This window comes from Kineococcus gypseus (genome assembly GCF_050871305.1).
In the GTDB taxonomy this organism is placed as follows: Bacteria; Actinomycetota; Actinomycetes; order Actinomycetales; family Kineococcaceae; genus Kineococcus; species Kineococcus gypseus.
Genome location: NZ_JBJLRD010000023.1, coordinates 35,210 through 48,536, shown reverse-complemented (window position 1 = coordinate 48,536; position 13,327 = coordinate 35,210). Strand labels below are relative to the sequence as shown.

General features: G+C 77.6%; 10 protein-coding genes, 1 pseudogene and 1 riboswitch. Of the genes and pseudogenes, 1 reads left to right on the top strand and 10 read right to left on the bottom strand.

What is annotated here, in order from left to right:
* Positions 1-32 precede the first annotated feature (32 nt).
* Together ACRYMN_RS10820 and ACRYMN_RS10815 are read right to left on the bottom strand one after the other, a co-directional pair.
* The gene (locus ACRYMN_RS10820) at positions 33-1,319 is read right to left on the bottom strand and encodes an ABC transporter substrate-binding protein (RefSeq protein ID WP_432494841.1); all 1,287 of its coding nucleotides are present in this window, start codon (positions 1,317-1,319) and stop codon (positions 33-35) included.
* A gap of 106 nt (positions 1,320-1,425) precedes the next feature.
* Positions 1,426-3,102 (bottom strand): annotated as a pseudogene (locus ACRYMN_RS10815) (glycoside hydrolase family 13 protein).
* A gap of 78 nt (positions 3,103-3,180) precedes the next feature.
* Here ACRYMN_RS10815 and ACRYMN_RS10810 point away from each other — a divergent pair.
* Positions 3,181-4,374, top strand: coding sequence for an ROK family protein (locus ACRYMN_RS10810; protein ID WP_432494839.1), 1,194 nt, complete (start codon positions 3,181-3,183; stop codon positions 4,372-4,374).
* A 37-nt stretch (positions 4,375-4,411) separates the two neighbouring features.
* Here ACRYMN_RS10810 and ACRYMN_RS10805 read toward each other — a convergent pair whose 3' ends face one another.
* The 8 genes from ACRYMN_RS10805 to ybeY form a co-directional block, all read right to left on the bottom strand.
* Positions 4,412-5,218 carry an ABC transporter permease gene (locus ACRYMN_RS10805; RefSeq protein ID WP_432494837.1) on the bottom strand — a complete coding sequence of 269 codons (807 nt, stop codon included), beginning with the start codon at positions 5,216-5,218 and terminating at the stop codon, positions 4,412-4,414.
* Positions 5,215-6,258 (bottom strand): aliphatic sulfonate ABC transporter substrate-binding protein, encoded by a 1,044-nt coding sequence (locus tag ACRYMN_RS10800; protein ID WP_432494835.1) that lies wholly within the window; start codon positions 6,256-6,258, stop codon positions 5,215-5,217. Before ACRYMN_RS10800 ends, ACRYMN_RS10805 begins: the two co-directional genes overlap by 4 nt.
* A 181-nt stretch (positions 6,259-6,439) precedes the next feature.
* Positions 6,440-7,231 (bottom strand): ABC transporter ATP-binding protein, encoded by a 792-nt coding sequence (locus tag ACRYMN_RS10795; protein WP_432494833.1) that lies wholly within the window; start codon positions 7,229-7,231, stop codon positions 6,440-6,442.
* 70 nt (positions 7,232-7,301) lie between these two features.
* Positions 7,302-7,409: riboswitch (SAM riboswitch) on the bottom strand.
* 31 nt (positions 7,410-7,440) lie between these two features.
* Positions 7,441-8,334, bottom strand: coding sequence for an MBL fold metallo-hydrolase (locus tag ACRYMN_RS10790; protein ID WP_432494831.1), 894 nt, complete (start codon positions 8,332-8,334; stop codon positions 7,441-7,443).
* Positions 8,331-10,481, bottom strand: coding sequence for an alkaline phosphatase family protein (locus ACRYMN_RS10785; RefSeq protein WP_432494829.1), 2,151 nt, complete (start codon positions 10,479-10,481; stop codon positions 8,331-8,333). Before ACRYMN_RS10785 ends, ACRYMN_RS10790 begins: the two co-directional genes overlap by 4 nt.
* Before the next feature lie 12 nt (positions 10,482-10,493).
* On the bottom strand, positions 10,494-11,390 hold the full coding sequence (gene era, locus ACRYMN_RS10780) for a GTPase Era (protein WP_432494871.1): 897 nt from the start codon (positions 11,388-11,390) through the stop codon (positions 10,494-10,496).
* 67 nt (positions 11,391-11,457) lie between these two features.
* The gene (locus ACRYMN_RS10775; protein WP_432494827.1) at positions 11,458-12,783 is read right to left on the bottom strand and encodes a hemolysin family protein; all 1,326 of its coding nucleotides are present in this window, start codon (positions 12,781-12,783) and stop codon (positions 11,458-11,460) included.
* A gap of 11 nt (positions 12,784-12,794) precedes the next feature.
* Positions 12,795-13,325 carry an rRNA maturation RNase YbeY gene (gene ybeY, locus ACRYMN_RS10770; RefSeq protein ID WP_432494825.1) on the bottom strand — a complete coding sequence of 177 codons (531 nt, stop codon included), beginning with the start codon at positions 13,323-13,325 and terminating at the stop codon, positions 12,795-12,797.
* Positions 13,326-13,327 lie beyond the last annotated feature (2 nt).

The window sequence follows — 13,327 nt, the reverse complement described above, 5'->3', positions numbered from 1 at the left end:
CACGGGATCTCCTTCGGTCTGCGGCGGGCGGGTCAGGCGGCCGAGCGGGCCGCGAGCCTGGCCCAGTCCTCGTCGATGCGGCGCAGCAGCGTGGCCCCGTCGCCGGAGCGCACCGCCTCCTGCAGGTAGTTGCCGAGCGGGATCGTCAGCGGGACGTAGGTGTTCGCGCCCTGGTAGATGCGCCCGGCCTCCAGCGCGGGCTGCAGGCCCACCAGGCGGGGGTCGCGCAGCGGCTCGGCCTCCAGCAGCGGCGAGGTCGCCAGGTTGTCGGCGTTGTAGCGCGCGATCACCTCCGGGCTCATCAGCCACTGCAGCAGCTCTCGGGCGGCCCCCTGGCGGCTGGAGGCGGTGGGGATCCACAGCGCGAGGTCGAGGTTGACGCGGGCGGCGGCCTGCCCGGGCTCCTCCGTCATCGGCAGCGGAAACGTGCCCATCGGCAGGTCCGGGTCCACCTTGGCGATCTCCCCCAGCGCCCACGGCCCCTGCAGGTACATCGCGGCCTCGCCGCGGCCGAAGGCGAGGTTGCCGTCGGCGTAGGCGCGGCTGGCGGCGTCGGGGTTGGAGTAGGACGCCAGCTGCAGCATCTTCTCCACCGGCTCGGCGAAGTCCTTCGAGAAGGAGACCTCGGCGTCCGGGCCGGCGTCGGCGCCCAGGGCGCGCAGGTCCCGGAAGAAGCCGGCGACGTCCAGGGCGCTGCCGGTGCAGTAGTCGAACAGCCCCTGCGAGAGGGTCCACACCTCCTGGTAGGTGCTGTAGAGCGGGGTGACCCCGGCCGCGCGGAACGTCTCGCACGCCTCGACCAGGGCGCTCCACGTCTCGGGGACGTCCACCCCGTTCTCCTCGAAGAGGCGCTGGTTGTGGATGACGCCGGCGGCGGCCACCGAGTACGGCAGCACGTTGGTCTGCCCCTCGTTGGTGGCGAACTGGTCGACGAGCTCCTGGTACCGCGGGTCGACGCGCTGCGCCTCGGGCAGGTCGGACAGGTCCGTCAGCACGCCGGTGGCGACGTAGTTGCCGACCTCGAGGGTGTAGTTCCACGCCGCCAGGTCCGGCGGCGCCCCGCGCACGAACTGCGGCACCAGGGGCGTCTGGGAGGAGTCGTGGACGGCGGTGACGCCGTCCTGGGAGGCGTTGAACTCCTGCAGCAGGGCGCTGAAGTACTCGATGACCTCGGGCTTGTTCTGGAAGAAGCGCACCTCCTCGCGGCCGGAGGTGCCGGCGCCGGAACCGCAGCCGGCCGCGCCGAGCGCCAGGGCGCCGACGCCGGCGGCGAGCAGCGAGCGCCGGGTGGGCGCGGGGGTCTTCGGGGTGGGTGGCACGTCGTCGTCCCTCCTCGTGGCTTCCGCGGGCGCCGTCGCCCGCGGGTGCTGCGGGGGGGGGGGGGGGGGGGGCCCCCCCCCCCCCCCCCCCGGTCCGTCCGCCGGGTCAGCGGCCGGCGCCTGCCTCGTCCTCGAGCCAGACCGTGGTCTCCCCCTCCAGCAGCGTCTCCCCGATCGGCCCGCTGGACAAGACGACGCGGCCGGACGGCAGCGGCACCGGGGTGGTGCCGAAGTTCGTCACGCACGTCCACCCGCCGGGGCGCCGGAACCCGGCGACGCCCGCGGGCAGGCCCTCGAGCCAGGTCAGCTCCTCGGGGCCCTACAGGCGGGCGCGCTCGGCCAGGGCGCGGCGGTACAGCTCCAGCGTCGAGGCCGGGTCGCCGTCCTGGACGTCGACGGCCAGGGCGCGGAACAGCTCGGGCTGCGGCAGGTGCGCCGGGCCGTCGCCGAAGCCGAAGGAGGGTTCCTGCGCGCTCCACGGCAGCGGCACCCGGCAGCCGTCGCGGCCCTTGCGGGTGCCGCCGGAGCGGTGCCAGGTGGGGTCCTGCAGGACGCCGGCGGGCAGGTCGGCGACCTCGGGCAGGCCCAGCTCCTCCCCCTGGTACAGGTAGGTGCTGCCGGGCAGGGCCAGGACGAACGCGGTGGCCGCGCGCGCCCGGCGCAGTCCGCGCTCGTGGTCGGCGGCCGGCTCGGTGCCGCCGCTGAGCAGCCAGGCCTCCTCGTCGGCGCCCTCGGGCAGCGCGTAGCGGGAGGCGTGGCGCACGACGTCGTGGTTGGAGAGCACCCACGTGGACGAGCTGCCGGTCGCCGCGGCCAGGCGCAGGTTGTCCTCGACCACGGTGCGGAAGGAGCGCGCGTCGAACGGCGAGCGCAGCAGGTCGAAGTTGAACGCCTGCCCCAGCCCCTCGGGCGAGGCGTAGCGGGCCCGGCGGTGCGCGGGCACCCACGCCTCGGCCACGGCGGTGCGCGGGGGGTCGTAGGAGTCGAAGAGGGCGCGCCACTCGCGGTAGACCTCGTGGACCTCGTCGCGGTCGAAGAAGCGGTGCGCGCCGTCGGGCAGGTCGTCGGCGCCGAGCTCGGCGGCGGTGGGCAGCGGGTGGCTGAGGTCCTTGACGAGCGCGTGGGCCACGTCGACGCGGAACCCGTCGACGCCGCAGTCGGCCCAGAACCGCAGGGTGCGCAGGTGGTCCTCGCGCACCTCGGGGTTGGCCCAGTTCCAGTCCGGCTGCTCGGGGGCGAACAGGTGCAGGTACCACTCGCCGTCGCCGACGTGCTCCCACGCCGGGCCGCCGAAGACCGCGCTCCAGTCGGTGGGCGGCAGCTCGCCGCGCTCCCCGCGACCGCGCCGGAAGACGTAGCGCTCGCGCTCGGGCGAGCCGGGTGCGGCGGCCAGCGCCTCGCGGAACCAGCGGTGCCGGTCGGAGGAGTGGTTGGGCACGATGTCGACGACCAGCCGGATCCCGGCGCCGTGCAGGGCGGCGACGAGCGCGTCGAACTGCTCCAGGGTGCCGATGCGGGGGTCGACGTCGCGGTGGTCGGCGACGTCGTAGCCGCCGTCGGCCAGCTCGGAGGGGTAGAAGGGGCTCAGCCACACGGCGTCCACGCCCAAGCGGGCCAGGTGCGGCACGCGCGCGGTCAGGCCGCGCAGGTCGCCGGTGCCGTCGCCGTCGGCGTCGGCGAAGCTGCGCGGGTAGACCTGGTAGACGACCGCCTGGCGCCACCAGGAGGTCTCGGGCGCGGCGGTGGTGCGGGTGGCCGGGGCGGTGTCGAGGACGTCCGTCACGGGTGGGTCTCCTTTGATCCGAGCACTAAATCTAAGCCGTGACTAAAGTAGAGCCGTGATCGGCGCGGGGGTCAAGGGGTGAGCGGCGGCAGGCCGGGGACGGCCGCGGCCGTGCGCAGGCTGCGCGAGGAGAACCTGCGCGCCGTGCTCGAGCACGCCTGGGACGCTGGGCGCGAGGACGGCTCCCCCGCGGCGCTCACGGGCAGCGACCTCATGGGCGCCACCGGCCTCTCGCGCGCCACCGTGCACGACGTGTGCGAGGAGCTCATCGAGCGCGGCTGGCTGCGCGAGCTGGCCAACGCCCGCTCCGCCGACGCGTACACCAAGGGCCGCCCCGCGCGCCGCTACGCGTTCGCCGCGGACGCCGGCGTCGTCGTCGGCGTCGACGCCGGCGTGCGGCGCCTGTCGGCGGCCGTGGCCGACCTGCGCGGCACCGTGCTGGGCCGCGCCTCGGCCACGGTGGACCACGACTTCGAGCGCACCGCCGTCGCCGAGCGCCTGGCCGCGCTGGAGGGCACCGCCTCGGCGGCCCTGGCCGACGCCGGGGCCGGCCCCGAGCGGGTGCTGGGCGCCGCCGTGGGCGTGCCCGCGCCCGTGAGCGCCGGCGGACGCACCGCGTTCCGCGGCAACCCCTACTGGGAGTTCACCGAGCCGGGCATCTCCGAGCACCTGCGGCGCAGGTTCGGCTGGCGCACGACGACCGACAACGACGCCAACCTCGCCGCCCTGGCCGAGGACCACCGCGGCCACGGCCGCGGCGTGCGCCACCACGTCACGCTGCTGGCCGGTGAGCGGTTCGGCGCGGGCATCGTCGAGGACGGCCGGCTGCTGCGCGGGGCCAACGGCGGCGCCGGGGAGATGGCCTACCTGGACCTCGTGGCCGGCGTGGGCTCGACCGACGGGGTGGGCAAGGTCCTGCGCGACCTGGCCCGCGCCCGCGGCGGCGGCGAGAGCGCCGAGCAGGTCCTGGCCGCCGCGCGCGAGGGCGACCGCGCCGCCCTGGCCCTGGTGCGCACCGCGGGCCGGCGCCTGACCAGGGTGGTCGCCACCCTGGCCGGCCTGGTCGACCCCGAGCGCGTCGTGCTCGCCGGGGCGGTGGCCGCCTCCGCGGCCCCGCTGGTGGACGTGGTGCGCGCGGAGCTGCCGCGCTTCGTGGCCGAGCCGCGCCCCGAGGTGCTGGCCTCGCAGCTGGGCGCGGACGTCGTCGTCCTCGGTGCGCTGGACCGCGCCGTGCAGGGGGTCCGGGCGCGGGCGCTGGACCCGGCCGGGTGAGGGCGGGCCCCCGCCCCGGGGCGAGGGCCCGCGGCGCTCAGCTGCGGTTCTGCTTCACCCGCCGCTCGACCAGGCCGAGCAGCACGTCGCTCAGCTTGCCCAGCAGCCCCAGCAGCAGGATCGCCAGCAGCACCTGGTCGGTGCGCCCGACGTTCTGGCCGTTGGTGAGCTGGTAGCCCAGGCCGATCGAGGCCGCGATCAGCTCGGCGGCCACCAGGAACAGCCAGCTCTGCGCCAGCCCCAGGCGCAGGCCGGACAGGAACGCCGGCGCCGTGGCCGGCAGCAGGATCTCGGCGAACAGCCGCACCCCGTTGCGCCCGTAGGCGCGGCCGACCTCCACCAGCGCCGGGTCCAGGTGGCTCAGCGCCGAGTGCACCGTGGTGTAGACGGGGAAGAACGCGCCGATGGCGATGAGCACCACCTTCGGCGTCTCCCCCAGACCGATCCACAGGCTCAGCAGCGGCACCCACGCCAGCGAGGGCACCGCCCGCAGCGCGCCGATCGTCGGGCCCAGCAACTGCTCGGCGGTGCGCAGCAGGCCCGTCAGCCCGCCGAGCACGACGCCGAGGCCGGCGCCCCACAGGAAGCCCAGCAGGACGCGCTGGGCGGAGATGGCGATGTTCAGCTGCAGCGCCCCGGTGCCCCACATGTCCACCGCCGCGCGCGCCACGTCCGCCGGCGGGGGCAGCTGCACGGGCGTGAAGACGCCCAGCGTGGAGGTCAGCTGCCAGGCGGCCACCAGCGCCAGCGGCACCACGGCGCCCAGCAGCCAGCGCCCGGCGCCCGGGCGGCGGCGGGCGCCCGTGCCCGCCGCCGCCGGGCGCTGCACGGCCGGCGCGCTCACGAGGAGGACCCGGCGGCCTGCTCGGCGAAGCGCGGCTCGAGCAGCCCCTCCAGCGCCGTGCGGGCCTCGTCCTCCGAGCGCACGTCGCCGTTGGCGGCCATCAGCGGGATGACCCCCTCGAGCACCGTGCGCTGCGCCTCGCCGGGCACCGGGTCGATGTCTAGGGCGGTGCGCTGGCCGAGCACCAGCTCGGCGACGCGCGGCTCCAGCTGGGCCTGCTCGGCGTACAGCGCGACCAGGTCCGCGGGGTTGGCCAGCGCCCAGGCGCGCGCCTGCTCGTAGGCGTCGACGACCTGCTGCACCAGCTCCGGGGAGCTCTCGACGAACTCCTCGCGGGCGTTGAGCACCCCGTACGTGTTGAAGGCGACGTTGCGGTAGAGCAGCCGCGAGCCGTTCTGCACCTCGGTGGCGGCCATGTTCGGGTCCAGGCCCGCCCAGGCGTCGACGTCGCCGCGCTCCAGGGCCGCGCGCCCGTCGGGGTGCTGCAGGTTGAGGATCTCCACGTCGGAGGCGGCCAGCCCGGCCTCGTCGAGGGCCTGGCGCAGGAAGAAGTACGGGTCGGTGCCGGTGGTGGCCGCGATGCGCTTGCCGCGCAGGCCCGCCACGTCGGTCACGTCGGAGTCCGGGCCGACGACCAGCGCGGTCCACTCCGGCTGCGAGTAGACGTCGACGGTCTTGACGGCCAGGCCGTTGGCGCGCGCCTGCAGCACGGCGGAACCGGCGGTGGAGGCCAGGTCGAGGTTGTCGTTGCGCAGGAACTCGTTGGCCCTGTTGCTGCCCAGCGACTGCTCCCACTGCACGGTCAGGCCGGCGTCCTCGAGGATCCGCTGCTGGCGCACCACCAGGCTCAGCGGGTTGTAGAAGGCGTAGTCGAGGCGGACGGTGCCGCCGGCGGCGGCGGCGGTGGCGCTGCCGCTGGGCGCGGGGGCGGTGCCGGTGGAGCTCTCCCCCTGCACGCAGCCGGCGGCGCCGAGGGCGACACCGCCGAGGAGGCCGCCCAGGGCGGTGCGGCGCGCGAGGGGGCGGGAGGAGCTGGGCACGGGTCTCTCCAGGGGGCAGGGCCGCCCGCGCGGTCGCGGGCGGCGGGCTCGGCGGTGCTGCGGGGCCCGCGCTGGTGCGGGCCCCGCGGTGCGGGACCCGCGCGGGGCGGGTCCCGGGGTCGGGCGCGGGATCGGTCGTGCGGGCGGGGCGAACGGGTGGGGCGAGCGGGTGGGGGTCGGCTCAGGCGTGCGCGCGCGGCACGCCCAGCAGCTCCAGCAGCTCCACCCGCAGGTGGGCCAGCGAGGAGTCGCCGCGGTCGCGCGGGCGGGGCGCGTCCACGCGCAGGTCGCGCACCACGTGGGCGCCGGGCCGGCCCTCGCGGGTGCCGAGCACCAGGACCCGGTCGGCCAGGTGCAGCGCCTCGTCCACGTCGTGGGTGACGAGCAGGACGGTGGCGCCGGTGCTGCGCTGGAGGTCGTCCAGCAGGTCCTGCACCTTCAGGCGGGTCAGGGCGTCCAGGGCCGCGAACGGCTCGTCCATCAGCAGCACGCCCGGGCGGCGCACCAGGGCGCGCGCCAGCGCGGCGCGCTGGGCCATGCCGCCGGAGACGCTCCGCGGGCGGTGCCCGGCGAAGTCGGCCAGGCCCACGCTCGCCAGGCGCTGCAGCACCTGCTCGCGGCCCTCGGCGCGCGGGGTGCCGCGGGGCAGGCCCAGGGCGACGTTGCCGGCGAGGTCGCGCCACGGCAGCAGGCGCGGCTCCTGGAAGACGACGCCCGTGCGCGCGCCGACGCCGCGCACGACCTCGCCGCCGACCTCGACGGTGCCGGAGGTGGGGGTGTCCAGGCCGGCGACCAGGCGCAGCAGGGTGGACTTGCCGCTGCCGGAGGCGCCCAGCAGGGCCACGGTGCTGCCGGGGGCGACCTCCACGTCCACGTCCGCGAGCACGTCGCGGGTGCCGGTGGGGGTGGTGAAGGCGCGGCCCACGCCGCGCAGGACGACGCCGGCGGCGTCGACCCGCTGGGCGGGGTCCACGGGGGCGGCGGTGCGGGCGGACGCGCCGGCGCGGGCTGACGCGGGCTGCGTGGGGACGGCCGGCAATGCTCCTCCATCGGTCCTGGCGTGAGCACCGCACCCCCTGTTCCGGCCAGGGAACGGGGGGAGGTTGCTGCGGCGTCGACGAGCCAGGTCTCTCGGCCGCTCTGGATGGGTGGCGTCATCAAACGCGACCCGCGCCCGCGCTGTCAAAACGGCTGCGCCCCGCCCGGGTGGCGCGGGCGGGGCGCGCCCAGCGCGTCCAGGTCCACCGCCGCGCGCGGGCGCAGCAGCACCGCGCCGGGCACGCCGGCGGCGCGCACGGCCCGCGCGAAGCGCGCGCCCGGCGCCGTCCAGCGCTCGCCCATGGTGCGCGCCAGCCCGGCGGGGGCGAACGTGCCCCAGTGCACCGGCACGGACACCCGCGGGCGCACCCGCACCACCAGGGCCGCGGCCTGCTCGGGGTCCAGGTGGTGCGGTCCCAGGGTGTGACCCCACCCGCCCACCGGCACCAGCGCGACGTCCGGCGCGCGCCCGGCGGCCGCCAGCACGGACTCCGCCAGGCCCTCGAACGCGCCGGTGTCGCCCACCGCCCACAGCAGCAGGTCCGTACCGCCCTCGGCCGCCGGGCGCGCGGGGAAGGCGCCGGGCAGGCGCACCAGGTGACCCACCGGCAGCGCGTGCGCCGGCGCGCCCGTCAGCCTGCCCAGGGTGCGGCGGCCGTCGTGGCGGGCCGGCAGCGCGGTGACGGTCAGCGGCCCGGCCGGGCAGTCGCGCACGAGCACCGAGCGCCCGACGTCCACCTCCGCCACGGCGCTGCCGCGACCGCGCAGGCGCCCCTGCAGCCAGGCGGCCGACCCGGGCGGTGCCACCACCCAGCGCGGGCGCAACCGCCGCAGCGAGGGCAGGTCCAGGTGGTCGTGGTGCAGGTGCGAGAGCAGCACCAGGGTCGGGTCGGCGGAGTGCTCCGGGTCCGGCAGCGGCGGGCGGCGGCGCAGGTGCGCCAGGGCGCCGCGCAGCACCGGGTCGGTGACCACCCGGACCCCCGCCGCGTCGAGCACCGCGGTGGAGTGCCCCAGCCAGCGCAGCCGCACCCCGCTCACCGCCCGGTGCCCCCGGTCCCCCCGGCCGCCGCGCGCGGCGGCGCCGGCGGCACCCCGGCGGGCAGCACGCCGTCGGCGCGCATCCAGCGCACGAGCTGGCGGTGCACGGCGTCGGCGCCCACCAGCAGCCGCTCCCCCGGCACGGAGGTGTCCAGCAGGTCCTCGTCGACGCCCCAGCCGGCCGGGTGCACCAGCACGGCGTCGTTCTGCTCGCCGCCCAGGCCGCCGTGGTGGGCCACCTGCTCCTCGAAGGCGTGCAGCTCGCCGGTGCGCTCGTCGAGGGCGGAGTGCACCAGCAGCGCCGGGGCGGTGCGCATGCGCATCACCCGCAGCACCTCCCCGGCGGCGCGCGGGCCGAAGGGCGCCAGCGGGTCGGTGCCGCGCACCCGCCCGGTGAGCAGCTCGCGGCGACCGCCGGCGCCCAGCACGACCGGGCCGGCCGGTTCGTGGCCGGCCACGAAGCCGATGCCGGGAGCGGCGAGCAGGCCGGGCAGCAGGGCCGGCCAGCGCCGCTCGAGCCCGGGCAGGTCCAGCCGCCCGGCGGGGGCGTCGGGCACGCTCAGCAGCGCCGTGCAGCCCGCGGCGACGACGACGGCGGCGCCCGGGCCGGCGGCCGCGTCCGCGCGCGGCTCGCGGCGCCGCCCGGCGCGCGCTGCTCGCGCGGCTCGCCCGGCGGCGCCCGCCGGGGTCAGGTCGCGCAGCAGGACGCCGAGGCGGCCGCGCGCCCCCTCCCCCGCCACGGGGGCCACCACCGGCGCGGGGGCGGGGCGGCCGCGCCCGACGAGGTCGGCCACGAGCTGCTGCACCGTGCGCCCGGCGAGCTGGCGGAACGTCGGGCCCTGCGCCTGCCCGTGGTCGGAGACGACCACGACGCGGTAGTCGCGCGGGGCGGCGGCGGCCACGGCGGCCAGGGTGCCCAGGGCGCGGTCCACGCCGGCGAGCGCGTCCAGGGACTCCGCGCGGGCGGCGCCGGCGTGGTGGGCCACCTCGTCGTAGTCGAGGAAGTCCACGAAGACCACCGGGCGCCCGGCGGCCAGCTGCTCGGCCACCAGCGCCACGTCGAGGTCGCGCAGCAGCGCGGTGGTCAGCGCCCGCAGCAGCACCGACCGGCCGCGGCGGCGCACGCGCGGCTCGACCCCGCGCACGCGCTGCTGCCGGCCCTGGTGCAGCTCCCTGACCACCTCCCCCGCGGTCAGCACCAGGCTGCGCGCCAGCCCGAAGGGGCGCAGCACGTAGCGCAGGTAGGGGCGGCCGGAACCGCCGCCGCGGGAGGTGGAGACCACCAGGTGCGCGTGGGCGCCCTCACCGGAGAAGACGGTGCCGACGCCGGCGCCGCCGTGCGCCAGCAGCCCCTCGCGGCCGGCGGCGCGGGCGGCGCGCACCAGCCGCTGCTCGACGACGGCGGCGTCGGCCGGCCGGTTGGCCACGAGCACGCGCCCCAGCTGCGGGTCCCACCAGCGGAAGGCGGGCACGTCCTCGGTGGTGCCGTGCAGCAGGCCGGCCTGGCTGGCGGGCGTCGTCGACGGCAGGGGCGCGCGCCAGCCGGTGGCGCGGTGGCTGCCGGTGCGCAGCCACCGCGCGATCGTGGGCAGCGTGCCGGCGTGCACCCCGAAGCGCAGCAGCGGCAGGGACAACCCGTCGACCTGCACCACCAGCAGGCCGGGCGGCGCCTCGCCGTGCGGGCCGGGGCGCTGCCGGCGCAGCAGGTCGCCGACCACCCAGCTGCTGTCGCCCACCCCGAGGAGCCGGCGGGCGACGACCGCCACCAGGCCCGTGACCAGGTACACCTGCCACAGCGCCCCCGCGCCGCGCAGGTCCAGCCCCGGCAGCGCCGTCAGGGCGGTGTGCAGCACCAGCAGCTGCACCGCCACGCCCAGCAGCACGGTCAGCGCCGGGCCGGCCACCCGCACCAGCGGGGCGAGCACGGGGCGCACCACCACGTCACCGGCCAGCAGCAGCGCCGAGGAGGCCAGCAGCCACAGCGGGGAGCTGTACTGCAGCGCGGGGACGACCTGGGCGCTGATCCACAGCGCCGCCGCGGTGGGCACCACGCCGAGGACCGCGTCGCGCGCGTCCCGGGCGCTCAGCAGGCGGCGGCGCCTCCCGCGGGCCGGCCGGCGGCCGGGGGCGCCGGGCACGCCAGGCACGCCGGACCCACCTCAGAAGCCCAGGCGCTGCAGCTGCTTGGGGTCGCGCTGCCAGTCCTTGGCGACCTTCACGCGCAGGTCCAGGTGGCAGCGCTCGCCCAGCAGCGCCTCGATGGAGCGGCGCGCGCGGGTGCCCACGTCCTTCAGGCGCGCGCCGGCGCGGCCGATGACGATGCCCTTCTGGCTCTCGCGCTCGACGTACAGCCACACGTGGACCTCCAGCAGGCCGTTCTCGCGGCGGCCCACCTCCTCGACCACGACGGCCAGGGAGTGCGGCAGCTCGTCGTGCACGCCCTCTAGCGCCGCCTCGCGCACCAGCTCGGCGATCATGACGTTCTCGGGCTCGTCGGTCAGCTCCCCGTCCGGGTACAGCCGCGGGCCCGGGGGCAGGTGCGACAGGAGCACGTCGGCGACGACGTCGACCTGCTCGCCGGTGACGGCGGAGGCGGGCACGACGTCGGCGAAGCCGCCCAGCAGCTCCTCGCCCAGCGCGCTGACCGCCAGCAGCTGCTCGGCCACGCGCTCGGGGCGCACCTTGTCGGTCTTGGTCACCAGCGCCACCTTCGTCGAGCGCGGCACGGCCCCCAGCGCCTCGGCGATGTAGCGGTCCCCGGGGCCGACGCGCTCGTCGGCGGGCACGCACATCGCCACGACGTCGACCTCGGCCAGCGTCTCGTGCACCAGGTCGTTCAGGCGCTGGCCCAGCAGGGTGCGCGGGCGGTGCAGGCCGGGGGTGTCGACGAGGACGAGCTGGGCGTCGGGGCGGTGCACGATGCCGCGCACCGCGTGGCGGGTGGTCTGCGGGCGGGTGGAGGTGATGGCGACCTTCTGCCCCACCAGGGCGTTGGTCAGCGTGGACTTGCCGGCGTTGGGCCGGCCCACCAGGCACGCGAAGCCGGAGCGGTGCACGGCGGCCGCACCGGCCGCACCGGCCGCACCGGCCGCACCGGCCGCAGCACCGCCCCCGCCGGTCGGTTCAGCCACGCGTCCGCCCCCCGCTCACCAGTTCGGCCTCCGGCTCGTCCCCGCCGGCGGCGGGCCGGGCGCGCTGCACCAGCACCGTGCGCACCCGGTTGCGCCGGCCGCCGCGGCTCTCGGCCTGCAGCCGCAGCCCGTGCACCTCGGCCGCCGAGCCGGGCACGACGACCTCCCCGAGGGTCTTGGCGAGCAGGCCGCCGACGGTGTCGACGTCCTCCTCGTCGATCTCCAGGCCGAACAGCTCGCCGACCTCGTCGACGGCCAGGCGCGCCGAGACGCGGTAGCCGCCGTCCTCGAGGGCCTCCACGTCCGGGGCGCCGCGGTCGTACTCGTCGGCGATGTCGCCGACGATCTCCTCGATGGCGTCCTCGATGGTCACCAGGCCGGCGGTGCCGCCGTACTCGTCGACCACGACCGCCACGTGCGTGGTGTCGCGCTGCATGCGCTTGAGCAGGTCGTCCACCGGCAGGCTGTCGGGCACGAACACCGCCGGGCGCGCGACGTCCTCCACGGCGGTGGCCCGCGCGGCGGCGGGGTCGTCGTGGAAGCGGCGGGCGACGTCCTTGAGGTAGAGGACGCCCAGGACGTCGTCGGCGTCCTCGCCCACGACGGGCGCGCGCGAGAAGCCCGAGCGCAGCAGCAGGTCCTCCGCCTCGTGCAGGCCGGTGCCGCGCCGCAGCGAGACGACGTCGGTGCGCGGGACCATCACCTCGCGCACCCGGGTGTCGCCCAGCTCGAAGACCGAGTGGATCATGCGGTGCTCGCCGGCCTCGACGACCCCGGTCTCCCCCGCCAGCTCGACGATCTCGCGCAGCTCGGTCTCGGAGGCGAACGGGCCGTGCGGGGTGCCGCGGCCGGGGGTCACGGCGTTGCCCACGAGGACCAGGCCGTGCGCCACGGGGCCCAGCAGCCGGCTCAGCGGCCCCAGGACGGGCGCGGCCAGCAGGCCCACCGTCTCCGCGTGCAGCCGGCCCAGGGTGCGCGGGCCCACGCCCACCAGCACGAAGTCCAGCGCGGACATGCCCAGGCCGGCCACCAGCAGCACCGACCACCACGCGTCGAACCAGGTGGCGGCCACGACGGTGACGCACACGGCCGCCAGCGTCTCGAGGACCACGCGCAGCAGGGTGCACACGGTCAGCACCGGCGCGGCGGAGTCCAGCACCCGCAGCAGGGCGCCGGCCCCGCGGCGGCCGTCGGCCTCCAGCTCGCGCGCGCGCCGGCGCGAGGTGCCGCCCAGGGCCGCCTCGGCCGCGGCCACCAGGCCCGCGGCCACCACGAGGGCGAGCGCCAGCAGCAGCAGGGGGACGACGGGGGCTCCCACGGCGCCGGCCCTCAGCCCTGCGACCCGGCGCCGGGCAGCGCCCGGTGCCCCACGGTGGGCGTCGGGTCGCCGGGGCGGCCGATGCGCGCCAGGAAGCCGAGCACCAGGCGGCGCTGCAGCGTGAACATCTCGCGCTCCTCCTCCGGCTCGGCGTGGTCGTAGCCGAGCAGGTGCAGCACGCCGTGGGTGACCAGCAGCAGCACCTCGTCGGCGGTGGCGTGCCCGGAGGCCGCGGCCTGGGCGGCGGCCACCTGCGGGCACACCACGACGTCGCCGAGCAGGCCCGGCTCGGAGGTGCGCCCCTCGCGCCCGGGGCGCAGCTGGTCCATGGGGAAGGACATGACGTCGGTGGGGCCGGGCTCGTCCATCCACTGCTCGTGCAGCCGGGACATCGCCTCGGGGTCGACCATGAGCACGGACAGCTCCGCCAGCGGGTGCACGTGCATCTCGTCGAGCACGTGGCGGGCCAGCGCCGCCACCTCCACGGTGTCCACGCCGCGGCCCTCGGCGAAGCTGCTCTCGTCGACGACGTCGATGCTCACGC